The sequence below is a fragment of the Chryseobacterium sp. CFS2 genome (genome assembly GCF_036543225.1).
Taxonomy (GTDB): Bacteria; Bacteroidota; Bacteroidia; order Flavobacteriales; family Weeksellaceae; genus Chryseobacterium; species Chryseobacterium culicis_A.
Map to the genome: position 1 here is coordinate 151,461 of NZ_JAZHQU010000010.1, position 26,263 is coordinate 177,723.

A 26,263-nucleotide genomic window follows, 5' to 3' on the forward strand; every position below is an offset into this window, starting at 1 on the left:
ATTACTGAAAGGGATTTTTTATAGTTAAAAAACTGAGATTACATATAAGCTTCAATCGGCTCACAAGTACATACTAAGTTTCTGTCTCCGTAAGCTTCATCTACTCTTGATACAGAAGCGAAGAATTTGTGGTCTCTTACCCACTCTAATGGATAAGCTGCCTTTTCTCTGCTGTATGGTTTATCCCAAGAATCAGAGATTACCAATTGTTCTGTGTGAGGAGCATTTTTCAATACGTTGTTTGCCGCATCTGCTTCACCGTTGGCGATTTCATCAATTTCTTTTTTGATAGAGATTAATGCTTCTGCAAAACGGTCAATTTCAGACTTGCTTTCAGATTCTGTAGGCTCAATCATCAAGGTACCAGCAACCGGGAAAGAAACGGTAGGAGCATGGAATCCATAATCCATCAATCTCTTCGCCACATCCGCTACTTCAATTCCTAAAGATTTGAACTGACGGAAATCTACGATACATTCGTGAGCTACTCTTCCGTTTTCGTTTGAATATAAGATTGGGAAATGCTCTGCTAAAATTTCTTTCAGGTAGTTGGCATTCATGATTGCATGACCAGTAGCCTTTTTAAGACCTTCAGTTCCTAACATTTTGATATAAGAATAAGAAATGTTAAGGATCAATCCTGAACCGTAAGGAGCAGCCGAAATACCTTCGATAGCTTCTTTAGAACCAATTCTGATATTTGCATTAGAAGGAAGGAAAGGCACTAAGTGTTTAGCAACACAGATTGGACCAACTCCAGGGCCTCCACCTCCGTGAGGAATGGCAAAAGTTTTATGAAGGTTAAGGTGGCAAACGTCAGCTCCGATGTTTCCAGGACTTGTAAATCCTACCTGAGCGTTCATGTTGGCACCATCCATATATACTTGTCCTCCGTGTTCGTGGATAAGGTTGGTAATTTCTTTAATGTTAGCATCAAAGAATCCATAAGTTGAAGGATAAGTAATCATTACAGCAGATAAGTTTGCTGAATGAAGTTCTGTTTTAGCTTTAAGATCTTCGAAGTCGATTTCCCCGTTTTCAAGGTTTTTCACGACAACGATTTTCATTCCTGCCATAGCCGCAGAAGCCGGGTTTGTTCCGTGTGCAGACTGAGGGATTAATACTACATTTCTGTGGTGGTCTCCTCTTGAAATGTGATATTCTCTGATCACCATTAATCCTGCATATTCTCCCTGAGCTCCAGAGTTTGGCTGAAGAGAAGTTCCTGCAAAACCTGTAATTTCTGCTAAGTCTTTCTCCAGTTCACGGATCATTTCCTGGTATCCTTCAGCTTGGTTCACTGGTACAAATGGGTGAACTGCACCCCAGTTTTCCCATGAAAGCGGTAACATTTGAGTCGCTGCATTCAGTTTCATGGTACAAGATCCTAAAGAAATCATTGAATGAGTCAATGATAAATCTTTTCTCTCAAGACGCTTGATGTAACGCATCAATTCTGTTTCCGTATGATATTTGTTGAATACTGATTCCGTAAGAATTTCGTCTTTTCTTAAGTTTTCTTCAGGAATGCTGTATCCTTCTTTTATTTCTAATTTGAAAGTCTGCTTGTCTTTAAACTGAGCAAAAGAAGCCATCAGATAGTTTAATTTCTCTAATGTAGTACTTTCGTTGATCGCAATACTTACTACTCCTTCTGTGAAATAATTAAGGTTTAATCTGTGATCAAGCATCAGTCTTACTAATCTTGCTTTCTCATCTTCAGCCATTGTCATTTTCACTGTATCGAAGATGGGCTCTTCTACTACCTGATATCCTAATGCCTTAAGACCGTTTTTCAAAGCGTTTGCCTTAAAGTGGATCTGATCTGCGATATAGTTTAATCCTTTCGGACCGTGATATACAGCATACATCCCTGCCATTACTGCCAAAAGAACCTGTGCTGTACAGATGTTTGAAGTCGCTTTTTCTCTTTTGATATGCTGCTCTCTTGTCTGTAACGCCATTCTTAAAGCACGTCTTCCGTACATATCCTGGGAAACCCCAATGATTCTTCCCGGAATATCTCTCTTGTAATCTTCTTTACAAGCAAAGAAAGCGGCGTGAGGACCTCCGTATCCTAATGGAATACCGAATCTCTGTGTAGTTCCTACTGCACAGTCTGCACCCATTTCTGCCGGAGACTTTAGTTTTACCAAAGCCATCGGATCACAAGCAACTGCTACCTGAAGGTCAAGTTTTTTATATCCTACGATATCTTCTGTATAGTCTAAAACGATTCCGTTTTTACCAGGATATTGTAATAAAACTCCATAATAAGAACCATCAAACTGATGTGTTTTATGATCTCCTACTACCACTTCGATTTCTAATCCTTCAGCTTTTGTTTTTAATACAGAAACTGTTTGAGGAAGAACAAGATCAGAAATGAAGAATTTATTAGCACCTGCTTTTTTCTGGTCTTTAGATCTGTTGTTGAAGAACATATGCATTGCTTCAGCAGCAGCAGTAGATTCATCCAATAAAGATGCATTAGCTAATGCAAAACCTGTAAGATCGCATACTACAGTCTGGAAATTAAGAAGAGCTTCAAGTCTTCCCTGTGCAATTTCTGCCTGATATGGAGTATACGCTGTATACCAGCTAGGGTTTTCAAAAATATTTCTCTGGATTGCTGAAGGTAAAAGGGTGTTGTGGTATCCAAATCCAATATAACTTGTATAATCTGTATTTTTAGATGCCAATTCTTTTGAGTGGTTCAACATTTCGTATTCAGAAAGTGGTTCCGAGATCTCAAGATCTTTCTCTAAACGGATAGAAGAAGGGATGGTTTGAGAAATTAACTCTTCAATACTAGAAACGCCAAGTTTTTCCAACATCGCCTGTTTATCGGCTTCATTAAGGGAAATGTGACGGCTCACAAACTGTTCTGTATTCATTTTTATTTATTAGATTTTGTTTGTAAAAAGATTCGTAAAATTACAATTTTTTGGACGATTGTACAAGAGCATTTCCAGGGCGCTCATTCACAAAAATATTTGTGATTTTTATCACATTCTATTTTAAATAAACTTTTAACAGGGTTTATATAAATTCCAACAAGCACACTCCCTATTCTATGCATAATACACAATAATAACATCATTTTTCACACAATTAAACACTTTCCACTTTATTAAAAACAATGTGAATTTTTCAACAGTCTCTTTCTATTGATTAAGTCTACCTTCAAAATAACCCCTACAGCTTAATTGTATTCAAAGTATAAATTAGGGCATTATTTATGTGAATAAAAGAAGCTATCAGGTATAAAAAGTGAGACTCTGAATACCTTTGAAAGCAGGTTCCTTCTGCTATACATCAGGTTTTAAGAATTTTATGAAAATTTATTAATTATATTTATTCTAAATTAATATATTTGCAACATGAATATGATTGTCCCATTTAAAGTTCCGCCATTGGCACCTTACTCATTCAATAACGAAGAGATGTTTTGTGAAAAGAAATCGTGTTGTAAAAAATTCAAGAAAGGGAAAAGATGTAAAAAATGCCCTGGAAGAAAGAAAATGGCATAAACTAGCTGAAGTTTCTGATCAGCATATAAACAGCAATTGCTAAGATAATAATTCCCCAAATCAGCATCATAATCTTAGGCTGACCCGATTTGTTCATTCTTGTTCTGGGTTGTGGCTTAAACATTTCTTCCACCGAGTTTTTGAACTTTTCAGAATCATTTTCAAAAACTTCCGTGATGGTAATTCCCTGAACAACCGTTTTGTGCAAAAGAGAATTCGTAGCATGAAGCAAAAGCTGGAATTTTCCATCTTTAAATTCTGTGATCTTAAAGATCCTCTCTCCATACGGCTTTTCTAATCCGAAAGGCAATACCTTTACCACATCAGCATTGCTCGTCTGCCAGTTGATGATAATCTCCTCCCCTTTTTTCGCATGAATTTTATTCGCTGTAAAAGTTTTGATGGCAGGCGGAATATTATACCTGAAACTTCTCTGATGATTTTCTAAATTCTGATCATAGGAACGCCTTCTGACAGGATCACTCAATGTCTCATAAGCCTCCTGAATTTCACGGAACCGGTCTGCAAAAAAATCGTCATTGTCATTTTTATCGGGATGATATTTTAAAGACAGTTTTCGATACGCTTTTTTGACGTCTTCTTCCGAAGCATCCTGTGATATACCGAGAAAATAGTAGTAATCTTTCATTGAGAAATACAAAAATAAGGATTTATTTTTCTTTGTGTTTGATGTTTACGGTAAAATTTTGTTGAAAGTATAGATCAAAAAGTTATTGCGAACCGAAGATGAAGCAATCTCAATACAGCTCGTAATCTATTGTTGAAAAACGCAAGGGCGCCAAGTTTTTTTTCAGCTACCTGAATATTTTTAAGACGCAAAGATTTTATCTCCGATAAAACTGTACTTCTCTAAAAGTTTACGGCTATTTCTACAGTGTACTTATCATTCTGAGTGAAGCAAGGCATCTCAATAAAAAATTCCGGCGCGGGAAGCAGAGCTTCCCGCGCCGGAATTAAACAATTTCAATTTAGTTCTTAGGATATTATGCTTCGCAGGTATTATCCTTTTTGCAGCATCTTGAACTGAATTCTTTTTTAAATTTTCCTTTCAGTTCCTGATAGTCTTCGTCATTCATTTCTCTGATCTTATCTGCCAGTCCGAAAGGTGATTTTTCTTTGATTCCATACTCATCAAAAATACCTTTGATAAATCTTTTTCTTTGTATTGCTTTTTTAGCGATCAAGGCTACGCCTACAACGGCTAATGCTCCAAGAGCACCTTTTAATGCTGAATTTTTCATTTTTTCAAAATTTTAAATTTTACTACTTCTTATTTTTTATAGAGACGAATGAATTCTAATTTTACTTTACTACTTCTTTAAAAATTTCAAATTATTCGTTGTTTCTGTTGAAGAATCCACCTGAGCATTTATTTCTCCATACTTCTTTGAATTTCTCTCTTTCCTCAGGCGACCAGCTTTCCATTTTTTCTCTCATTTTTCTTTCCTTAAAATCTCTCATTCCTTTACCGAAATGGAAACCACCGAAAAGAATTTTGCTTAGGATCAGTATTCCCATTGCCTGCCAGAAATTAATGGTTTTCACTCCTAAAATCTCCGGGAGAAGGCAATTCCAAAGCAGCATTACAATCCATGTAACAGCGGCTAAAATTAATGGCGGGCATAACAATAAAAAAATCCAGCCCTTTTTGTGTTTATGATTCATAATTTCTTTTTCTAACTTTTTAAATCTTCGTATAGCTTTCTCAGCCTGTTTCTCAAGTGCTTCACAGCATAGTTTTTTCTACTGATGATGGTTTTGATATTTTCTCCCTGTTCATCGGCAATCTCCTGGAGGGTTTTGTCATTCAGTTCATTTTCTACGTAAACCAGCCTTTGTTTTTCAGGAAGTTCGTCAAGTGCTTCAAACAGTTTCTTCCAGATCTCATCCTGAAACATCTTCACTTCAGGGCCTGCGCTTTCATCCATCAAAAGAATATCCTTGATAGAAAAACTGCCGTCTTCATCCTCATAGACGAAATCTTCAAGATTTTCTGTTTTCTTTTTACGGTAACGGTCTGTAATTTTATTCGCTGTTACCCTGTACAGCCACCCACCAACATTTACGATTTCCGAAATATTCGTAAGGCTACTGAACTGATACCACACTTCCTGCAGGATATCTTCCGCATCCTCCGTATTTTTCACTTTCGGACGAATATAAGACATCAGCTTCCCTCCGTAGCTCGAAACGGTCTGTGAGATGATACTTTCTTTATCCTTCTGTGGCATTGTTATTTTTTCGACAACCTCCATACTGATATGACGGCTATCCTTTTTGTTTTACTTTAATAAATTTAAAATATTTTTCTTACAATTCAACTTTTCTTTTATTCATCAGCCTTTTCTCTTCTCAATTATTCCCGGATTACTCATTACTCATTACTCATTACTCATTACTCATTACTCATTGCTTATGTTTAAGGGAGCTTTTTCCCGCTATCCGCTCATACTCCTCACGCCCCACCATCCTACACTCTTCCCCTCCAACTCTCCCACTCATGCTCCGGGGTAACCGCTGCTATCGGGGCTAAGTTGATAATTGGTAATTGATAAATGATGAATGATAAAGCATATATAAAATGATTTTTGTGGGAGAGTCGCAAAGGCGCAAAGTTTTTATCATTATTATATTATATAGTTGTAAGACGCAAGAAAATCAAAGATTTTCAGCAAGTGAGATTTTTTTATTTTCTATTAAATAATTATTATCAGTATTTGCATAATTACTAAGAGGGATTATTGCCAAAACGGAGTCGGGATTCCTCGCTTCGCCCGCAATGACAAATGCGCCGTTAAAATATCCGTAAATCTTTAGAACTGTACAATTTTATCGGAGATAAAATCTTTGCGCCTTAAAGCATACCGCTTGTAAAACCTTGGCGCCTTTGCGCTTTTCCAACTCCATTTATTAGACTTATACATTATATTGAGATTGCTTCGCTTTGCTCGCAATGACTTTGTCATAAAAAAAACGGAAGACCTATGTCCTCCGTTCAAATATTATTTAATTAATAGTTTATTTATTAAAATTTTCTGCAAAGAATCCCAGCATCGACTTGTAAAGCTCAATTCTGTTCTGCTCTTTTCCAAATCCGTGTCCTTCATCATATTTTACCAGATAAGGAACTTCAAAACCTTTGGCACGCATTGCTTTTACAATTTGATCAGATTCATTGATATTCACCCTTGGATCGTTAGCTCCCTGTACCACAAATAAAGGTTTCTTGATCTTATCAATCTGAAAGACAGGCGAAACTTCTTTAGCAATTTTGGCCTCTTCAGGGTTGTCAAGATCATACCAGATTTGTTTTACCATTTCTTTGTATGGTTTCCAGTATTCCGGGAAAGAAGCAAAGAAGGTAAAAATATTGGATACTCCTACATAATCTACTCCACAGGTATACAGATCCGGAGTTTTGATTAATCCCATTAAGGTTGCATATCCACCATGGCTTCCTCCGTAAATGGCTACTTTATCTTTATCTACCCATCCTTGTTCAATGGCATATTTTACTCCATCTTCCACATCATCCATTGCTTTTCTTCCAATCTGTTTGTAACCAGCTTTCTGGAATGATTTCCCATAGCCTCCGGAAATCCTGAAGTTGACCTGAAGTGTAGCATAGCCTCTGCTGGCAAACAACTGTGTTTCCGGGTTGAATCCCCAACGGTCTCTGATTCCCTGAGGACCACCGTGAGGATTAACGATTAAAGGAACTTTTTTCCCTTCCAATGCGGCTTTAGGCAGTGTAATATATCCACGGATAGTCAATCCGTCTCTGCTTTTAAATTCGATAGGTCTCATTTCAGCCATATCTTCTTCCTTCAGCTGAGGCATCAGGTTGTAAAGAAGCTTGGTCTGTTTGGTTTTTGTGTCATATTCGTAATAGGTTCCATACAGTTTATCACTTCCTACAACCACTAAAAGTTTATCATTATTATCATCAGAAGAAACGATTCCAAATTCCTTGTCTCCAAATTGAGATTTTAATTTGTCATCTATTTCTTTATAAAATTTACTTACCGGAACTGTTTCTCCTTTGATCCCTTCATAGCTGATAAAATCCAGTTCATAGTTTCTGTTTTTACCGGCTGTACTTATTGAGCTTACATCATATACAGGATTGGAATAGATTTCTTTAATCACTGCATTTTTCTTTAGATCATACAATACGATTCTGGCTTTATCGCTATCCAGGTTCGTTACGACATACGCTTCATCTTTATTTTTAGAATTTTCATTAAACTCAATAATTCCAAAGGTATCAGACCAGTCAGCAGATTTAATCAGATTGAATTTTCCTGTCTGCAAATCTTTATAATATGTCTTTGTAGTCAGTCCGTTTTCAAGAATGTTGTATCCTCTCAAAGTTCCGTCTTTATCAAAAATATAGCCGTCAATAGGACTGTTGACATCTTTATTTTCATACAGCTGAGTTATTTCTCCGGTAACGAAATTGATTTTAAAAGGTTCAAAGATCTGCTTATTGTTTTTATTCATGGTAACCACAACAAAGTCTGTATCTTTTATAGGAATAATGGACTGTACTTTCGCTCCGTCAAATGGCGTTAAATCCTTCTGATTTCCTCCATCGATATCTGTGGCATACAAATGAATATTTTCATTCCCTCCTCTATCCTGAGTGTAGTAAAGACGTTGCTTGTTCAGCCAGCCATATCCTCTTACCAGGTCATCTTTTTCTACAATAGCTTTGGTAATTTTTCCTGTTTTCAGGTCTTTTACATAGACATGATTCTTTTTATCCTGATCTTTTTCTTTATAGGAAAGGTACTTCCCGTCAGGAGAGATTTTAAATGCTGAGGCTTTTGGTCTCGCAAAGTAGTCTTCCACTTTGTATTTAAAATTGCCTTTGTCATAAGAAATAAGTTTCTCAAGATTGGCTTTGGAAGATGGTAAAGTAGGATCTCCCGGCAGTGCGACAGTAGAGCTCTGTGCATTGGTCATGATAGTAGATAGTACAATAAATGCTGTACCGAAAATGTTGTGATTTAGTTTCATAACTTCTGTTTTTAAGGTTAAAGTTATATAGGCACTTATTTTCAAAACAATAAAAAATAAATGCATTTATATAATAAGACACGCCATCCCTATAAAACGTTACACTATTTAACAATTAATTTTAAAAAAACATCAATTATATGAAAAAGACAGCCTCAATGACTGTCTTTATTATTTAGTGTAAGTATATCCCGAAATACCATGTCCAGATGATTAAGATAATCTGCATGGGAATTCTTTGAGTATAAAGGTATTTCATTCCCGGGCCTGTGTAATCGGCTTTAAAAATATTAATCTTTTTCCTGGAAGAATTGATATTGGCCATAAAAACCAATACATAAAAAATGATCAGTAAAATAGCAGTGATTTCACGAATAGCCGGAATCATCAATCCAATTCCTGCTGCAATTTCCAGTACTCCTGTAAAATATACCCAAAACATTCTGGCAGGAATAACATCCGGAATCATCATCGCCATTCCTTTCTGAAATTTAAAATGGGAAAAACCTGTAAATATGATGAAAACAGCCATTCCAAGATTGCCTGAAAATATAAAATCCGGCTTTCCCTGAACCAAAAAAGTTCCCAGCAAAGCCAGAATAAATGTGATGAAAAGTATTACGAGTAGTTTCATTCTTTAGGGTATGGATGATGGGTTATAGGTCGCAGGTAGTAGGTAGTAGGTTGCAGGGATTAGGGATTAGTTTTCAGCATCAAAACCTCAACTTTAAACATTAAACATTAAACTTTAAATTTTGAACTTTGAACTTCATTATACTGAGCCAAGGCTAACGCCTTCTGCAAGGCTTTTTACAACCATGAGTCCTTTTGTAAATCCTGTATTCATGTGATCCTGCCATTGTTTTTCTACCTGAACTTCGGCATGAAGTTTTGTTTTTCCGTCAAAGTCGATCAGAAAGTATTTTTCAAAGCTTCCGTTCCATTCCATTACTTCTTTGCTTTGTGTATCCTCATTACCTTCTTTATCTACCATTCCCAGATGTTTAAAAACAATCTGATTAGGTTCATCCAGGCTGTCTATGGTTGAAACCATTCCTTCTCCATGAGCATTCAGAAAATAGGTTTTCCCTCCTACCTTCCAGTCTGATTTCATGACAGATCCTGCGCCGAAATATTTTGTCCATTCACTATAGGTTTCCGGATTCCAGAGGATGTCCCATACTTTTTGTAAAGGAGCATCAATTACTGTTTCGTATGATAAGGTTTCCATTTGTTTCATTTTTTTAGATTGGTCATTGCGAGCCAGGCGAAGCAATCTCAAGCTCAATGATTTTTTCTTTCGTTCTAACGAAATTATTTACAGCTGATTTTCTGAAAGATGCTTAACAATCATCATCGCTTTTGGAAATTTTTCTTCAAAAAAATCTTTAAATTCTGCGGGAGTCTGAATTTCTGTTTTCAGTAACGTTCCCTCGTCATTTTCCTCAAGAAAATAAGCTTCTGTTGCTTCTCCCCAATCTTTCGCAACTTCAATACCTTCATAAATCTCTCCCAGGTGCAGAAATTTAATTTCTTCATTAGGAATGACTTTTAGTACTTTGCTGTACATTCCGTTATTTTTGGGATCAAGAAATTTAACGATATTGTTTTCTTCTAACGTTCCTTCATAAAAAGAACCATCTGTAAATGCCGTTGTCCATTGCCTATAGGTAATATCTCCCCAAAGGACACTCCATACTTTTTCAGGTTCGGCATTGATTTCTATTTCATATGATAATCGTTCCATATATTTTTAAGTTTTAGATAGTAGATAATAGGTGGTTGGTGAGTTGTAGGGTTTAAGGGTAAGAGAGTTATTTTATAGACACATCTAACATCTAACATCTAACATCTAACATCTAACATCTAACTTCTAATTATCCTCCGACAAAATCACCTCCGTTAATATGAATAATTTCTCCCGTAATATAACTTGCGTCTTTGGAAGCAAGAAAAACATAGGCCGGTGCTACTTCTGATGGCTGCCCCGCCCGTTTCAGCGGAGTATCTTTTCCAAATTGGGAAAGATCATCAAAAGCTTCTTTTACAAGAGGAGTCCAAATAGGCCCCGGTGCAATTCCGTTGACCAGGATTTCCTTTTCTGCAAGGTTATCAGCCAATGAACGGATAAAAGACAGAACAGCTCCTTTTGTAGCTGCGTAATCAATCAAGTGATCGCTTCCACGATATGCTGTGACAGAAGTTGTACAAATAATCCGTCCTCCTTTTCCGATCATCGGAAGAAAATTTCTGGTGAAAGAAATCATGGAAATGATATTGGTATTAAATGTTTCCTGAATCTGTTCATCAGAGATTTTCTCCAGACTGCTTTTGGAAGTATGAATCCCTGCATTATTCACAAGAATATCAACATTTTTCCATTGGGTTTTGATCTTGTTTGCACATTTTTCCCTGAAAACTTTCCAGGTAAGGTCACCTTTAATCAAAAGGCACTTCTGCCCTTCTTTTTCCACCAGTTTTTTTGTTTCTTTGGCATCGTCATCACTTTCTTTATAGATAATAGCGACATCAGCTCCTTCTCTGGCAAAATGAACAGCCACAGCCTGTCCTATGCCGCTGTCTCCCCCGGAAATAACTGCTTTTTTATTTTCCAACTTCCGGCTTCCCCGATAATCGTTCCGGATAATTTCCGGAAACACCCCTTCTTTAGGGACTTTTGACTTAGATTGTGATTTGTTCTGTGTTTTCATAAGCAAATCTTTTCTCTAAATTACATCAAACAATACGCCGAAAATATTTATGACTGATAAGCATCTTCCAGATCCTGGATGATAATTTTCTGCATTTTCATCATTGCCTGAACTACTTTATAAGCTTTTTCCTGATTAGAATCGTTCATTAACTGAATGAGTCTTTTAGGTACAATCTGCCAGCTCAATCCATATTTATCTTTCAGCCAGCCACACATACTTTCTCTGCCTCCGTCTGCTGTAAAGGTATTCCAATATCTGTCGGTTTGTTCCTGGTCATCGGTCATCACGACCAATGATATTCCTTCATTAAAATCAAATGGGTGATCATAGGAATTATCCATACAGAATAAGCTGTAATCGTCAATCACAAAATGAGCATGCTGAACATTTTCTGCCGGTTCCGGAATATCATGTCCCTCACTTCCTGCTCCATAGGTTAATATGTTTCCTATGCTGGAATTTGGAAAAGTTCTGGTATAAAGCTCCATTGCTTCTTTTGCTTTCCCATTATTCTGATGGATAAACATCAGGGTAGGAACTATTTTCTGATCATTTGCTTTTTCACCCAGAAACAACTGCCATGTTACCCCATATTTATCCTGAACCCATCCGTATTTTGGGCTCCATGAGTAAGATCCCAGTTCCATTAGCGCTATACCGCCATCCAGTAACTGATCCCAGTATTTTTGAACTTCCTCTTCTGTTTCACAGATCACCATGAAAGATATGGAAGGATTTTTTTTGAATTGAGGACCTCCGTTCAGAAGCATCAATCTTTGCCCGAACACATCAATGTTCATTACCACAGGAGTATCTGCCGTAATTTCGCCTCCAAAAACTTTACAATAAAATTCGGCAGATTGCTTGGCGTCTCCATCATACCAGAGACATGGGAAAATATCTTTATTCATAATTTTACATTTTAATAAGGGGTGTATTTATATTTCTAGCTTATTCATGAAGCAACAGCAAAAGATATCTTATGTCCTTGAATTTGAACGAAATGATTCCGTTTTATGGCAAGACATTCCAACAAGCTTTCAGTTACTTACTTATTATACTTCTTTAAAAGAGACCTGATTTTCCTGCATGTAATTCTTCAGTTTCATCATTGCATTTTTACCAAAACCATGAAGCTGCATAATTTCTTTTTCGGAATAATCCGAAAGTTTTTCCAAAGAATTTATCTTTTCTTTTTCTAAGGCTCTTCTTGCCGGTATTGCAATAACCCCGTGAAGAAATTCTTCTTCAGAGTCATAATTAAAAGTATAAATGGAATTTAAACTCTTTGACATGATAACTAGATTGATCATGGCTACAAAAAATATTGTTAATGATTCTCAACATACTTATGGAAATTGTTCAAAATAGCATACCAGCCATCTCGCTGCATTTCCACAGAATTTTGTTTTTCCGGATCGAAAATTTCAATCACTTTCGTTGTATTTTCATCTATTTTATCGAAAACAACTTCTACTTTCCTTCCATCTTCCATGTGGTATTTGATAATCTCATGAGGGATAATTTCATCATATACACCTTCAAAATCAAATCCGAAACTTTTGTCTTTAGCTTCCATTCTGTTTTTGAATTTGCCTCCTACTGTAAGGTTGTTTTCAGAACTAGGACACTGCCAGCTTTCGTGGGCGAAATTCCATTTTGTGATGTGTTTGGGTTCATTGAAATAATTCCAAACCTTTTCCACCGGTGCTAAAATTGTAATGTCTATTTTAATTGGATCCATAGTTCTAATTTTTTTACGTTTGAATAAAGAGCTGCCCAAAAATGAGCACCTCTTTATTATTATTAGTTAAATATAAGATTATTTTGCATATTCTTCATTATAGTTCACCATCCAATGAACACCATACTTATCCTGAAAGCAACCAAAATAATCTCCCCAAAACTGGTCTTCAATCGGCATTTCTACATTTCCACCGTCAGAAAGCTCTTTAAAGATTCTGTCTGCTTCATTTCTGGAGTCCGGGAAAACAGATACATAATTATTATTTCCTACGGTAAGAGTCTGTCCAAATCCGGGTACAATATCCGATGCCATTAACAGGTCACCTCCGATAGGCAAAGCAATATGCATAACTCTGTTTTTTTCTTCTTCAGAAAGGTTTTCAGTACCGGGAGCATTTCCCATTTTATGAATTCCTCCGACGAATTCACCACCGAAAACAGTTTTGTAAAAATTGAACGCTTCTTCAGCTGTTCCATCAAAATTTAGATACGGATTTAATTTAGCCATGATTTTTAATTTTAAAGTTATTATTATAAAATATAGGTTCTACTGCTGGTTCATTAAGAATTAATTAAGTTAATATGAATCGTAAAGGCGGTTTCCATTCCCGGAAGCCAGCTTGCTATTCTTAAAGTCTTAATGGTTTAAAAATTTTTCTACTTCGTTGACGGTAAAGTCTATTAAGTTTGTATCAATACTTCCGTCAAAGTCTGGCATCATATAAATACCATGAGTAGCGGGAAGTATTATAAGCCGGGAATCTTTCACCAGACGCCACATTGCTGCGGTATGTTCCGGTTTCATGACATCCTGGTCCCCACTGATGAACAATGTGGGCGATTGTATGGAAGTCAGTACTTCATCATCCCAGTCTTCAAAAGTCTGCATCCTTTTGCAGTCTTTCTCAAAAAGGTTTTCCAGTTTTGAAAAATCCGGATTGAGATTTAAAAAATTGATTTTAAAAGGTTCCGGCATTGATTCAAAAGTGGCGTCCTGCATTCCTTCAAAAAAGCCGTCTATCATTCCGTTTCTTTTATAAAATGCTGAGGCAACGACCAGTTTTTCTACAATTCCGGGATGGCGGTGGCCAATTTGCATTACGGTACTTCCTCCATTGCTGAATCCCCAAAAGGAAGCTTTTCTTATGTTTAATTCTGCTAAAAGTCCGGCAACATCATCAGCATCCTGTTCAAATGTTTCAGGAATATCACGGTGTTCGCTACGTCCGTGGTTTTGCAGATCGATCCCTATGAGTTGGAATTTGTCTTCCAGCCTGACTATGACTTCTTTAAAATCATACAGAATGGAAGAACCTCCGCCATGAATCAAAACCAAAGGTTTTCCTGATCCGTAGATTTCGTAATACAGCTGGATTCCATTGACTTTTTTATAGCCTTTTTCTACTGGAGTCATTGTTAATAGGTAAGTTTTTCGTCTACATCATACTTCATTCCCGGGTAGTTCAAAATTCTACGCATCAGGCCAATCTGCCCGCATAAATAGTCTTCACGGCCGATACACATTCCGGCAAAATTGAGTTTTGTTTCTTTGATGAAGGGGATATTCATTCCTATTTCAAATATCTCATCCAGTTCTTCATCTGTTACTTCATGAAGTTTTTGGTATACTTTAGCGGAAATTTTATGAAAGTTTTCCTTCAGTTCAGTTAAAGTGGGATACTTAAAACTTTCATCCAAAGCTTTTCCCTGAAAAAACAAGTCGCTGTAAGGATCTTCTTCCTGTATTCCAAGCACCCAGCCTAAGCCGTAGCGCATGTTGACAAAGTTTCCTGCCATCCATACAATGTGATTGGTTTTATTTTCAATTCTTTTCAATGCATCTTCTTCTGAAATGCCGTCCAAAACATTCATAAAGCTTTGGGAATGCATTCTGTAAGCCGGAATAATGACTTCCATTTTTTTTGATTTTGATGTGTCCATTTTAATTAGAGATTAGAAGTTAGAAATTAGAGGTTAGAATTTTGGAGAAACGCAAAGGCGCAAAGTGTTTTACCTACTGTATGTTTTAAGGCGCGAGAATTTTATCTTCGATAAAATTGTACTCTTCTAAAAATGTAATACTAATATGTCAGCGATGTACTTGTCATTGCGAGCCAAGCAAGGAATCTAAAAATAGCATGCTATTTTATTGCTCCAGGTTTTCCTAAAATTCTGCGGAGATAGCCCAGCTGCCCGCTGTGGTAAATTTCATGAAGGCTTAAAGTGGATATATCTTTAACTGTTTCGGGCTGAAAACTTTCAATAGTGTTGAGTTTTGCTTCCAGTTTGTCCTGAGATTGTTTCAAATAGGATTGCAAATCTTCAAAGCTTACCAGTTTATCTTTTCGGTTCAAGGCAATTTCACCTCTGTTATAGAAGGAAAATTTTTCGCTGTCCCAGACAGATTCTTCTCCTAAAATATTCAGTAAGGGATTTCTGATGTAGATTAAATGTCCCAGAACCCAGTTCATACAGTTGGCTTCACCATTCGGAAAAATCATAGACTCTTCGTGGGAGATGCCGTCAATATTCATAGTAATCACATAATAGTTGCTGGCTACCTGATTTTTTATGATTTCTATATCGTTTGATTGTGTTTCCATGTGATTGGTATTTAAAGAACAATAAAGAATTATTCTGTAGGAATTTGAGAGGCATCTCCATGCATCACTTCCCACTGATGGCCGTTGATATCTGCAAAACTGCTCTGATACATCCATCCGTAATCCACTGGTTCACTATATTTTGAACCTCCGTTTTCGATAGCTGTTTTTACCATATCATCTACCTCATCACGGCTGCTGACTCCAATAGCCAAAAGCACCTGCGTTGTATCTCCTTTCGCAAAAGGTCTGTTAGTAAAGGTTTGGAAAAACTCTTCTTTAAGAAACATCGTATAGATATGATTTTCTTTCATTGCAACACATATTGCTTTATCATCTGAAAACTGTTCATTGATAGAAAAGCCAAGCTTTGTCCAGAATTCTCTGGTTTTTTGAACGTCTTTTACGGGTAAATTGACGTAAATATCGGTAATGTTCATTTTGTAAATTTTAGTGGTGAATTGTACTCAAAATTACCAAGGTCTGATAAGAATGAGCTTGCCATAAGACAAGATTTATTTGTTAAACTTCAGAAAAGTCTTGTTATCTGAAATGAAAACTATTCTGTTGGCATTTGCGATAGATCTGCAAAAGTAATATTCCAGCCATGTCCGTCCAGATCCCAGAAAGAATTCTGATACATCCATCCGTAATCCTGAGGTTCTTCATGCTGCCACGCCCCATTTTCTACCGCAGTGTTTACTATTTTATCTACTTCTTCACGGCTGTTGAGTCCTACCGCAACAAGAACCTGACTGGTATTCTCTTTTGCCACAGGCTTATTGGTGAAGGTCATAAAATAATCTTCCTGCAAAAACATTGCATAGATGGTATCATTCAAAACAACGCAGGCTGCTTTATCATCTGAAAACTGTTCATTAATCGGGAAACCTACCCTGGTCCAGAAATCTTTTGTTTTCTGTACATCTTTTACCGGAAGGTTTACATAAATTTGATTGACTTTCATTTTTTGTAATTTTAGTGTTAAACTGTTATCCAAAATTACCAAGGTGCAATGAAAATCAACTTGTCATAAGGCAAGATTTAAATTTTCTTAGGATGGGAAACGATTTCTTTACGGATTCGGCTCAAAGAAGTGTCCGTAACTCCCAGATAGGAAGCAATCTGTTTCAAGGGTGCAAATTGTATTACTTTAGGTTTCTGCTCCAGCAGATTAAGATATCTTTTGGTGGCTGAAAGGGTAAACATTTCTACCGACCTTTGTTTATAGGCAAACAGTTCCTGAGACATCCATGATCTTCCCCATTCTCTGAGATTCGGGATTTTATGGAATAGCTCCTGAAAAGTATCATAATCCAGCCTCCAGCATTCGCAATCTGTAATACAAACGATATTTTCCTGAGAAGGTATTCTCTGAAACATTGATAAAACTTCAATAATCACTTCATTCTCCGTGAAAAAATGAGTGGTTACTTCATTCCCATTGAAATCATTCACATACGAGCGTGCCAGCCCACTTTCCAGAATATAGTATTCATTGGCTGTTTTACCTTCTTCAAGAATGAAATCACCTTTTTGGAAGGATCTTTTTTCGTGAGCCTGAAATATCTCTTCAAGTTCTTCCTTGAAAAAAAATGGAAAGTCATAGCAGATTTCTAAGGCTTTACTGGTCATTGGTGTCAATTTTTTTAAGACTTTAAAAATAAAATTTTTAATTGAATTAAGAGCAAAAAAACATTAAACAGTGAATTGAATACTTTCACAGACAATCAGATACCCTATTGAAATAAAGGAATTTTAAACTTATTATTTTTTTAAACAGTTATTTAAAACCACCCTGTCAAAAATTCTTTGAATTTTCGCCACCCCTCCAAAGAATAGGAATGACTATTTGTTGATGATTGTGATCTTAGACTTTTAAAGGAAAAGAAATTTTAAAACAGAGAAAGCTGTATAGGTTTTGGAGGGCTGGGTTTCTGGGCATCTCCAAATACAGTTTTCCCACCAAAACGCCAGGAGTTTTGTCTTTCTTCTTCAATGACCTGCTGAATATCAAAATCCGGAGTGAAATCTTTTTCTGCTTCGGTTATGATCTGATGAAGTTTATTTAAAGAGCTTAATTTATCAGAATTTCCCAGTTTGGACTTTTCTATTCCTTTTCTGAGAATGCTGATACTTTCATCGTAGGTATTGATGGGAACAGGGAAAGGATGTCCGTCTTTACCTCCATGAGCAAAGGAAAACCTTGCAGGATCTGCAAATCTTGAGGGTGCTCCATGAATCACTTCACTTACCAAAGCCAAGGACTGCATGGTTCTGGGGCCTACTCCTTCCAGCATCAGCAAATCTTCAAAATTCTGAGGCTGCTGTTCCCGGGTTACATACAGAAGTGCTCCCAGACGTTTTAAATCTACATCTGAAGCCTGAACATCATGGTGGGCAGGAAGAATCAGTCTGGCAAAATCTTTCATCACTTCTGCTGAATCGGTATGGGAAATATCTAAAATTCCTTTTCTGTTTTCTGAAGCTTCGGTATCCGTAAGATTCAGAATTTTCCCTCTTGAAATTCCATTAATTCCTGTGTGAGGTTTTTCTACAAATGATGTGATATTTTCAGAATGCCAGTGATAGCGTCTTGCTGTTCCGTCCGACTCATGCATTCCCTGCTGAATGACACTCCAGTTTCCGTTATCTGACAGAATAAAATTGTGCAGGTATAGTTGATAGCCATCCTGAATAGCCGTATTATCCACTTTTGCGGAAAGCTTGCTGGCTCTTACCAGCTCTGTTCCGTTGAGTCCTGTTTTATCGGCAATTCTGATCAGTTCTGACGGAGTTTCACGGGAAAACTTCCCTTTTCCGCCACAGATATAAAGTCCCAACGATTGTGAATTCGGATTAATGGAACGTTTCAATGCTCCCATAACGGAAGTGGTAATTCCTGAAGAATGCCAGTCCATTCCCATTACCGCTCCAAAGCTCTGAAACCAAAACGGATCTGCCAATCTGCGTAATACCTCATCTTTACCGTAATCCATGAGAATTACTTCGATAATAGAAAGTCCCAGAACAGACATACGCTCATACAGCCATGGTGGTACTTTGCCATAGTGAAGAGGTAAATCTGCTGTTCCTGAACGTTTCATTCTATTATTCTATTATTAAAATGTAAAGGTAAGTTTTATTCATCTTACTATTTAATGATCCGGATCATTAATTGTGCTATTGAATCAGCAACTAGTGGATAAGGCTTGTAAAAGAGAAATTGATATCGCGCATCTCCAACTCATTTTTGGAGGATTCCAGCTGTGCTTCTCCGGCATAGATCAACATTTTTTGTTCGTAAGCTTCAATGGCTTCGGATATAGTTTGATAGGCTCCTTCCGTTAAATTCTCCGATAAAATTAAAGCATCCATCAGTCCGCTGTTCACTCCCTGTCCTGCAAAAGGAGGCATGAGATGAGCGGCATCCCCAATCAATGTTACAGGTAAAGGGCGATTATTTTTCCAGGGTTTATCTAATGGAATTTTCCTTGTCGGCAATCCTACAAAAAAGGAAGTTGAGTTAAATAACTGCTGATAAAGCCCTTTCCATGAAGACAGTCTTTCAGAAAGAAACTGACGGACCTGTTCTGTATTTTTAAAATCCAAATTACAGCCATCTTTCCATTCCTCAGGCTTTTTGAATATGACTCCATACGTCAAAGCTCCGTTATTAAATGGATTAGCCACCAATAAATTCCCTTCAAACGCAGCCATTGGTCTTTTTCCGTCACACCATTCAAAAAATTCAGGGCATGCCTTCCCGGGCTGAGGAATATCTCCCTGAATAATAATCGTTCCTGTTTCTTCCACTTCAGCATCTGTCACGTATTTTCTTACTTTGGACATCCCACCATTTGCACCAATAACAAGATCTGCAGCCACATCAGGTCTATCTTTAAAATGAAGCAGCCATTTTCCGTCATGTTCTTCCATTCCGGTAAAGTTCATATCCCAGATTACGGTATGATCTGCCAGACTTTCCAGTAAGATTTCTCTTAAATGATTTCTGTTGATTTCCGGGTTGTCATATTGATTTTCTGGGGTAATTTCCTTTGTAAAGAGTATGTTGCCCTGCTCATCAGCAATGTTGATTCCCATAGGCAAGGCAATCTCGTAATATTTATCCAACAATCCCGCCTTTTCCATCGCTTTCTGCCCTGAGTCCTGATGAAGATCCAATGTACCGCCCCAGACTCTCGCCTGTGCATTCACATCTCTTTCATAAACATTGACTTCAACGCCTTTTTGCTGTAATAAGACGGCCATGGTTAAACCCACAGGGCCAGCGCCAATGATGGCTACTTTTTTATGATTCAGTACCATAATTTTGTGATGTATTTATTATGCCACAAAATTCAGGAATACAGTTGTATCATGCTTGTACAAATGCGACAAAATCATTGCTTATCGCCTGCTTTCTTTTTCTTGCTTCTCTTGCAAAAGCTGCGGGTGTAGAACCGCTGTATCGTTTAAATTCTCTGCTTAAGTGAGATTGATCGGTGTATCCGAATTCCTGTGCGAGTGCTGCAATAGAAGTCTCAGGAGCATGCCATAAACGGTTTCTTATCTGTTCAAAACGCATAATTCCGGATACATCTTTTACCGTGTGTCCCGAAGACTGCTTGAATTTTCTTTCTAATGTCCGAACTGTTGTATGGGCAGAATCAGCAACCTGGTTTACTGGAATAGCTCCGTAATTTTTTCTCATAGCCGCACCGGCTTTGAAAAGCAGACTGTCTATCGTAATCTGTGAGTGTAATTTCAGAAAATATTGTTCCACCTGAAAGATAGCATCCTCCATTTTTCCCTGAGTAATAAGATCATTCAAGGCAGATTGAAGCTGTGCAACGGGATTTTCAAACTTATGAACTCCGTTTTCTGTTTTTTCGGATGAAAGTCCCAATAAATCAAAAACTGCCCATGGAAAACACCTGATTCCGATGATTTCCAGTTGATTTTGAGCATAAAAAAGAGCTGGCTGGTTGAGTAACCCCATGATAAACGGAGAAGGTAAAGCCTGTAAAATTCCCTGATGAGAAATACTGCATCCGTTGCCAAAGTGAAAGATAATTTCGGTATAACCATCCGGCAGTACTGTAAATTCCGACAGTTCTTCTCCATAATCTCTTCTGTTATACCAAAAGCATTTTATGGTATCCCGAAGTTCTTCCGGGACTTCAAATTCCTGATGTATATTTGAAAACATAATTTACTAAAAATCAGTTATGTTGTTTGAGCGAAATCAATCATTAGAATACAATTGCAGGTCTTTGTGTTTTGCCTCATCATATTCTTCTTCGAAAGTGATTGTATTCCCAAAAGGATCAATTACCGTAAAGGATACAGCTCCATAAAACGTTTTTTCGAGTCCCGGGCGGTTGTATTTATATTTTTTTTCAATCAGTTCCTTATGATATTCAGGAACGCCTTCACCCCAGATCGACACCTTTGTTCCAGGTGTTCCATCACCATGATGTTCACTTAAATGGAAAATGATATTCTCTTTTTTCACTTCCATATAAACTGGTGTATTTTCTTCGAAATAATGTTCCCATACAATCTCAAATCCCAGCCAGTCTACATAAAACTCTTTTGTTTTCTGATAGTCGAAAATTCTTAGTACAGGAATAATTTTTTCTGCTTTCATTGGGAAAAATATTTATTGGTGAGACAGTATATTAATCAGTTTTTCAAATGGATCTTTAACAAAAAAACGGCGAACGCCCCATTCCTCATTGGTCAACTCATAAGCGATTTCAAAACCAGCATCTTTCATTTTACCATAGATTTCATCTACGTTATCCACTTCAATGGAGAAATCAGGAACTTCTGTATTGTTTCCTCCCTGTCCGGCAAAGCTGATCTGAACTTTTGCCTCTTCGTTATTTCCCAATGTTTTGATCCATCCATGATCCATCAAAACATCCAGTTCCAGAATATCCTGATAAAACCGATTGGCTCTGGAAAGATCATTTGTTTTGATATTGGCTACGATTCTTTTTACCATTTTGACTTATTTTTCATTAAAAAAAGCCTTGTGAAATTACATAAAATTTCACAAGGCTTTATAAATTATTGTAGTATATATTCTGTTAAATTGAAGAAGCTGCGTCTAAAATCAGCTGAGTAACTTCTTCGGGATGCGAAGCCAATGAAGCATGTCCTGCATCCAAAGAGATTATTTTCTTAGGCTCAAGACGTTCTGCCATTTCTTTTTCTGTTTCTGCAGGGATCATACGGTCCTGTAGTGAAATTTGATACCAACTTGGACGTATCTTCCATGCAGGTTCACCCGCTACATCACCGAAACATTGTCCGTGAATAGGTTTTTGTGATAATGACATTACCAATGCTTTTTCATCATCTAAATCCTGGCAGAAAGCAGATTTAAATTCGTCGTATTTAATCCATAAAAAACCTTTACTGTCAGGATAAATACTTGCGCCACCCGGCGACTCTCTTCTCCCTAAAAGAGACCCAAGACTATCTCCCGCATCCGGTGCAAAAGCAGCAATATAAACCAGCCCTGCTACTTTATCATGATGTCCCGCTCCTGAAATAACAGCACCTCCATAAGAATGTCCTACTAAAAGCACTTTCCCTTCCTGGGCATCAATAAGGTCTTTGGTCTTATTAATATCGTCCTGAAGCGAAGTTAATGGGTTCTGGACACTTCTTACTTTATACCCAGCTTTTGTCAGTGAAGGGATAACGTATTGCCAGTGTGAACCGTCTCCCCATGCTCCGTGTACCAAAATAATGGTCAAATCTTTTTGTTCCATAATGATTGTGTTAAAATTTGATGATGATAAAGCTACGGTATAAAACATGAGTGGACGTTACCTTAAGTTAATTAACAATCCGGCTTCTTATACGGCTGAGTGACTGTTCTGTTACACCAAGATAACTGGCAATATGTTTCTGGGCTATTTTCTGAAAGAGTGCAGGCTGTTTTTTGACCAGATTAAGGTATCTGTTTTCGGGGGAAAAGCACAACAGATCATCAATCCGTTTCTTGGCATCCAGATAGATCTTTTCACTCATCATTCTCCCGAATTGCTGCCAGTACGCTTCTTTTTTATATAAATCCTGCAGACTATCTTTACTCAGCAGTAAAATTTCACAGTTTTCCAGCGCCTGAATATTCATATTAGATACAGTATCGCAGAGAATACTTTCATAATCCGTAAAAAATTCATTCTCAAAATAGAATCCGAAATTGATTTCGCGTCCCTGATCATTGATATAGAAACTTCTGATGGTTCCTTTTTTTATAAAACCCAGGTACTTGCATTTTTCCCCTTGTTTCAGAAAAAAATCAGATTTTAAAAGTTTTGTATCGTGAAGCAAAGCGTAGAATTCTTCAAAGTGATCTGAATCTACCTGAAAAAGGTCTCCATATTTCTTATAATTATTAGACGTCATTTGGTGTTTATTTGATTAGGTTTTATATTCAAAAAAAGCCTTGCAAAATTATTCACAAGGCTTTTCTACAAAAATTATTTTATTATTTTAATGCTGCAAGAGCGGCATCGTAATTAGGCTCGTTTGCTATTTCAGGAACCTGCTCAGTATAAATTACTTTGTTGTTTTCGTCTGTAACGATCACGGCACGGCTCAATAGACCTTTCATAGGAGAATCTGCGATTGTCACTTCGTAATCGTCTCCAAAGCTGCTTCTGAAATCTGAAAGTGTTTCCACATTATTCAAGCCTTCAGCGGCACAGAATCTTCCTAAAGCGAACGGAAGGTCTTTTGAAACATTGATAATGACTGTATTGTCAAGTTTTGAAGCCTCTTCATTAAATTTTCTGGAAGAAGCAGCACAAGTAGGCGTATCAATACTTGGGAAGATATTGAATACTTTTTTCTTTCCTGCAAAAGTTTCAAGCGTTTTTACCGCTAATCCTGAGTCCACCAGAGCAAAATCTTTTACAGTGGTTCCTACAGATGGTAATGTTCCTATTGTGTGTACTTCGTTTCCTTTTAAAGTGATTGTCGTTGACATAATATTTATTTTTTTAGTTTTTCAAATTTAATCAAAAAAGAAATTTCCCCCGTTTTATTATGGTTAAATTAATCTTAAAGTGAAAATAAAACTCATTCGTCTGATCCTCAGTTTTCAAATAGAATTACTTATATGCCGATACTCTTAAAAAAACTAAGCTTGAGACGGCAAAAGTTCAATCGTTTAAAGTCTACCATTATTTTTAGAATTAATGACAGCACATCCGGAAGCAATACAATGAGACAGATATAAAATTAAAGACAGAAAGGCCTCTTTTTTTTATGGAAATATCCCAAATAAAACAATGATATTTACTAAATTTGTGGGACTTAAAATTTCAAATAAAAAATAACAGTATAATGTCAGAAAAATCAAAAATCTATTACACACTTACTGATGAAGCTCCAATGCTGGCTACTCACTCGTTTTTACCAATTGTAAAAGCTTTCACAAAATCAGCAAATATCGAAATCGCAGTTCCGGATATTTCTTTGGCAGGAAGAATTTTAGCCAACTTCCCTGAATTTTTAAAAGACGAACAGAAAATTGGTGATGCGTTGGCAGAACTAGGAGAATTGGCAACACAACCTGATGCTAATATCATTAAGTTACCTAACATTTCGGCTTCTGTACCTCAACTGGATGCAGCAATTGCTGAACTACAAGGGAAAGGTTTTGCCGTTCCAAATTATCCTGCAGAGCCTAAAAATGATGAAGAAAAAGCCATCAAAGCTAAATATACTAAAGTATTAGGAAGTGCTGTAAACCCTGTATTAAGAGAAGGAAACTCTGACAGACGTGCTCCAAAAGCTGTTAAAAACTATGCAAAAGCAAACCCTCACAGAATGGGCGACTGGGCATCTGACAGCAAAACTGACGTAGCTCACATGAACAATGGTGATTTCTACGGTACAGAAACTTCTACAACATTAGAAAACGCTACAAAATACAGAATCGTATTCAAAGGAAATGACGGTTCTGAATCTGTATTAAAAGATTTCGCAGGTCTTCAGGCTGGTGAAGTAATTGATTCTTCTGTAATGAACTTAAATGCATTAAGAGTATTTGTTCAGGAGGCAATTGAGGAGGCTAAGAAAAGAAATGTACTTCTTTCTGCTCACCTTAAAGCGACAATGATGAAAATCTCTGACCCAATCATTTTCGGGGCTATCGTTGAGACTTTCTTCAAAGAAGTATTTACTAAATATGCTGAGACTTTCAAGTCTTTAGATATCAATCCAAACAACGGTCTTGCTGATCTTTTTGATAAAATCAAAGGAAATGCTCAGGAAGCTGACATCAAAGCTGATATTGAAAAAGCTTTAGCTGAAGGACCTAGAGTGGCAATGGTAAATTCTGACAAAGGAATTACTAACTTCCACGTACCTTCTGATATTATCGTTGACGCATCTATGGCTGCTCTTGTAAGAGGCGGAGGTAAAATGTGGAACAAAGAAGGAAATGAGGAAGATACCGTTTGTATCATTCCAGACCGTTCTTATGCAGGTTTCTACCAGTCTGTAATTGATGATATGAAAGCGCACGGAAAATTAGACCCTACAACAATGGGATCTGTTCCAAACGTAGGTTTAATGGCTCAGAAAGCTGAAGAATATGGTTCTCACGATAAAACTTTCCAGTTAGCAGCTGACGGAACTGTAGAAGTTCAGGATGAAGCTGGAAACGTTCTTCTTTCTCAGAAAGTAGAAAAAGATGATATCTTCAGAATGTGCCAGACTAAAGATGCTCCTATCCAGGACTGGGTAAAACTAGCGGTAAACAGATCAAGATTATCTGATACTCCGGCTATCTTCTGGTTAGATAAAGGAAGAGCTCACGACAGAGAGATCATCAAAAAGGTAGAAAAATATCTTGCTGATCATGATACAGCAGGTCTTGACATCAGAATCCTTGATGTAAAAGATGCTATGACTGAAACATTGAAGAGAGCAAGAGAAGGTAAAGACACCATCTCTGTTTCAGGAAACGTATTGAGAGATTACTTAACAGACCTTTTCCCAATTCTTGAGCTTGGTACTTCTGCAAAAATGCTTTCTATCGTTCCATTAATGAATGGTGGTGGTTTATTTGAAACTGGTGCCGGAGGTTCTGCTCCAAAACACGTTGAGCAATTCCTGGAAGAAGGATACCTAAGATGGGATTCTCTAGGTGAATTCTTAGCACTTCAGGCTTCTTTAGAGCACTTGGCACAGACTCAGGGGAATACAAAATCTCAGGTTTTAGCTGATGCATTGGATGAGGCTAACGCTAAGTTCTTGGCAACAGATAAATCTCCTGCGAGAAAAGTAGGCCAGATTGACAACAGAGGTTCTCACTTCTATTTGGCAATGTATTGGGCTGAAGCACTGGCTAACCAGACAGCTGATGCTGAATTAGCGGCTCAGTTTGCTCCGGTTGCACAGGCAATGCAGGAAAACGAAGAAGTAATCAATGCTGAATTAATTGGTGCTCAGGGTAAACCTCAGAATATTGAAGGATACTACAAAACTGATACGTATAAAACGTATGCAGCTATGAGACCTAGCACAGTTTTAAATGAAATCATTGACGGAATCTAATTTTCGTTCTGATATACCATTAAAAGCTCCT

29 protein-coding genes are annotated in these 26,263 nt (G+C 37.2%); 1 reads left to right on the plus strand and 28 read right to left on the minus strand.

Annotation, left to right across the window (positions count from 1 at the left end):
* Positions 1–38 precede the first annotated feature (38 nt).
* From gcvP to tpx, 28 genes are all read right to left on the minus strand, one after another.
* Complete coding sequence (gcvP, locus tag ODR02_RS20700; RefSeq protein WP_309513327.1) at positions 39–2,897, minus strand: aminomethyl-transferring glycine dehydrogenase; 2,859 nt, start codon at positions 2,895–2,897, stop codon at positions 39–41.
* Positions 2,898–3,534: 637 nt separating this feature from the next.
* Positions 3,535–4,182: a J domain-containing protein gene (locus tag ODR02_RS20705; RefSeq protein WP_309513328.1), complete on the minus strand. Its 648-nt coding sequence runs from the start codon at positions 4,180–4,182 to the stop codon at positions 3,535–3,537.
* A 355-nt stretch (positions 4,183–4,537) separates the two neighbouring features.
* Complete coding sequence (locus ODR02_RS20710) at positions 4,538–4,795, minus strand: hypothetical protein (protein ID WP_309513329.1); 258 nt, start codon at positions 4,793–4,795, stop codon at positions 4,538–4,540.
* Between the two features lie 91 nt (positions 4,796–4,886).
* Positions 4,887–5,219, minus strand: a complete 333-nt coding sequence (locus ODR02_RS20715; protein ID WP_105681861.1) for a hypothetical protein — start codon at positions 5,217–5,219, stop codon at positions 4,887–4,889.
* An 11-nt stretch (positions 5,220–5,230) separates the two neighbouring features.
* Positions 5,231–5,785, minus strand: coding sequence for an RNA polymerase sigma factor (locus ODR02_RS20720; protein WP_228421575.1), 555 nt, complete (start codon positions 5,783–5,785; stop codon positions 5,231–5,233).
* Between the two features lie 787 nt (positions 5,786–6,572).
* Positions 6,573–8,576, minus strand: coding sequence for a S9 family peptidase (locus ODR02_RS20725; RefSeq protein WP_209784020.1), 2,004 nt, complete (start codon positions 8,574–8,576; stop codon positions 6,573–6,575).
* A gap of 175 nt (positions 8,577–8,751) precedes the next feature.
* Entirely contained in the window at positions 8,752–9,210 is a 459-nt protein-coding gene (locus ODR02_RS20730; RefSeq protein ID WP_309513330.1) for a DoxX family protein, read from the minus strand.
* A gap of 138 nt (positions 9,211–9,348) precedes the next feature.
* Positions 9,349–9,807 (minus strand): SRPBCC family protein, encoded by a 459-nt coding sequence (locus ODR02_RS20735; RefSeq protein WP_209784018.1) that lies wholly within the window; start codon positions 9,805–9,807, stop codon positions 9,349–9,351.
* Positions 9,808–9,894: 87 nt separating this feature from the next.
* The gene (locus ODR02_RS20740; protein ID WP_209784017.1) at positions 9,895–10,323 is read right to left on the minus strand and encodes an SRPBCC domain-containing protein; all 429 of its coding nucleotides are present in this window, start codon (positions 10,321–10,323) and stop codon (positions 9,895–9,897) included.
* Positions 10,324–10,453: 130 nt separating this feature from the next.
* Positions 10,454–11,287 (minus strand): SDR family oxidoreductase, encoded by an 834-nt coding sequence (locus ODR02_RS20745; RefSeq protein WP_309513331.1) that lies wholly within the window; start codon positions 11,285–11,287, stop codon positions 10,454–10,456.
* Between the two features lie 47 nt (positions 11,288–11,334).
* Positions 11,335–12,201 (minus strand): VOC family protein, encoded by an 867-nt coding sequence (locus tag ODR02_RS20750; protein WP_309513332.1) that lies wholly within the window; start codon positions 12,199–12,201, stop codon positions 11,335–11,337.
* 144 nt (positions 12,202–12,345) lie between these two features.
* Positions 12,346–12,585, minus strand: a complete 240-nt coding sequence (locus tag ODR02_RS20755; RefSeq protein WP_245169677.1) for a hypothetical protein — start codon at positions 12,583–12,585, stop codon at positions 12,346–12,348.
* Positions 12,586–12,620: 35 nt separating this feature from the next.
* A complete protein-coding gene (locus ODR02_RS20760; RefSeq protein ID WP_309513333.1) occupies positions 12,621–13,034 on the minus strand; it encodes an SRPBCC family protein in 414 nt (137 codons plus the stop codon).
* A 78-nt stretch (positions 13,035–13,112) separates the two neighbouring features.
* Positions 13,113–13,544, minus strand: a complete 432-nt coding sequence (locus ODR02_RS20765) for a VOC family protein (protein ID WP_105681853.1) — start codon at positions 13,542–13,544, stop codon at positions 13,113–13,115.
* A gap of 129 nt (positions 13,545–13,673) precedes the next feature.
* Positions 13,674–14,450, minus strand: coding sequence for an alpha/beta fold hydrolase (locus ODR02_RS20770; protein ID WP_309513334.1), 777 nt, complete (start codon positions 14,448–14,450; stop codon positions 13,674–13,676).
* Positions 14,451–14,452: 2 nt separating this feature from the next.
* The gene (locus ODR02_RS20775; RefSeq protein WP_245169676.1) at positions 14,453–14,953 is read right to left on the minus strand and encodes a DinB family protein; all 501 of its coding nucleotides are present in this window, start codon (positions 14,951–14,953) and stop codon (positions 14,453–14,455) included.
* A gap of 224 nt (positions 14,954–15,177) precedes the next feature.
* Entirely contained in the window at positions 15,178–15,639 is a 462-nt protein-coding gene (locus tag ODR02_RS20780; RefSeq protein ID WP_209784010.1) for a hypothetical protein, read from the minus strand.
* A gap of 29 nt (positions 15,640–15,668) precedes the next feature.
* Complete coding sequence (locus ODR02_RS20785) at positions 15,669–16,079, minus strand: VOC family protein (RefSeq protein ID WP_105681849.1); 411 nt, start codon at positions 16,077–16,079, stop codon at positions 15,669–15,671.
* A 119-nt stretch (positions 16,080–16,198) separates the two neighbouring features.
* Positions 16,199–16,606: a VOC family protein gene (locus ODR02_RS20790; RefSeq protein ID WP_105681848.1), complete on the minus strand. Its 408-nt coding sequence runs from the start codon at positions 16,604–16,606 to the stop codon at positions 16,199–16,201.
* 77 nt (positions 16,607–16,683) lie between these two features.
* Positions 16,684–17,274 (minus strand): Crp/Fnr family transcriptional regulator, encoded by a 591-nt coding sequence (locus tag ODR02_RS20795; protein WP_209784008.1) that lies wholly within the window; start codon positions 17,272–17,274, stop codon positions 16,684–16,686.
* 260 nt (positions 17,275–17,534) lie between these two features.
* The gene (locus tag ODR02_RS20800) at positions 17,535–18,746 is read right to left on the minus strand and encodes a DUF763 domain-containing protein (protein ID WP_209784007.1); all 1,212 of its coding nucleotides are present in this window, start codon (positions 18,744–18,746) and stop codon (positions 17,535–17,537) included.
* Positions 18,747–18,837: 91 nt separating this feature from the next.
* The gene (locus tag ODR02_RS20805; RefSeq protein ID WP_309513335.1) at positions 18,838–19,968 is read right to left on the minus strand and encodes an FAD-dependent oxidoreductase; all 1,131 of its coding nucleotides are present in this window, start codon (positions 19,966–19,968) and stop codon (positions 18,838–18,840) included.
* 49 nt (positions 19,969–20,017) lie between these two features.
* Positions 20,018–20,851: an AraC family transcriptional regulator gene (locus tag ODR02_RS20810; RefSeq protein ID WP_309513336.1), complete on the minus strand. Its 834-nt coding sequence runs from the start codon at positions 20,849–20,851 to the stop codon at positions 20,018–20,020.
* A gap of 36 nt (positions 20,852–20,887) precedes the next feature.
* On the minus strand, positions 20,888–21,292 hold the full coding sequence (locus tag ODR02_RS20815; RefSeq protein WP_209784004.1) for a glyoxalase superfamily protein: 405 nt from the start codon (positions 21,290–21,292) through the stop codon (positions 20,888–20,890).
* 12 nt (positions 21,293–21,304) lie between these two features.
* Positions 21,305–21,652 carry a VOC family protein gene (locus tag ODR02_RS20820; RefSeq protein ID WP_209784003.1) on the minus strand — a complete coding sequence of 116 codons (348 nt, stop codon included), beginning with the start codon at positions 21,650–21,652 and terminating at the stop codon, positions 21,305–21,307.
* Positions 21,653–21,737: 85 nt separating this feature from the next.
* Positions 21,738–22,427, minus strand: a complete 690-nt coding sequence (locus ODR02_RS20825; protein ID WP_209784002.1) for an alpha/beta hydrolase — start codon at positions 22,425–22,427, stop codon at positions 21,738–21,740.
* A gap of 67 nt (positions 22,428–22,494) precedes the next feature.
* Positions 22,495–23,070: a Crp/Fnr family transcriptional regulator gene (locus ODR02_RS20830; RefSeq protein WP_209784001.1), complete on the minus strand. Its 576-nt coding sequence runs from the start codon at positions 23,068–23,070 to the stop codon at positions 22,495–22,497.
* Between the two features lie 82 nt (positions 23,071–23,152).
* Positions 23,153–23,653 (minus strand): thiol peroxidase, encoded by a 501-nt coding sequence (gene tpx, locus ODR02_RS20835; protein WP_209784000.1) that lies wholly within the window; start codon positions 23,651–23,653, stop codon positions 23,153–23,155.
* 359 nt (positions 23,654–24,012) lie between these two features.
* On the opposite strand from tpx, the gene ODR02_RS20840 reads away from it, so the two are divergent.
* The gene (locus ODR02_RS20840) at positions 24,013–26,232 is read left to right on the plus strand and encodes an NADP-dependent isocitrate dehydrogenase (RefSeq protein ID WP_309513337.1); all 2,220 of its coding nucleotides are present in this window, start codon (positions 24,013–24,015) and stop codon (positions 26,230–26,232) included.
* Positions 26,233–26,263 lie beyond the last annotated feature (31 nt).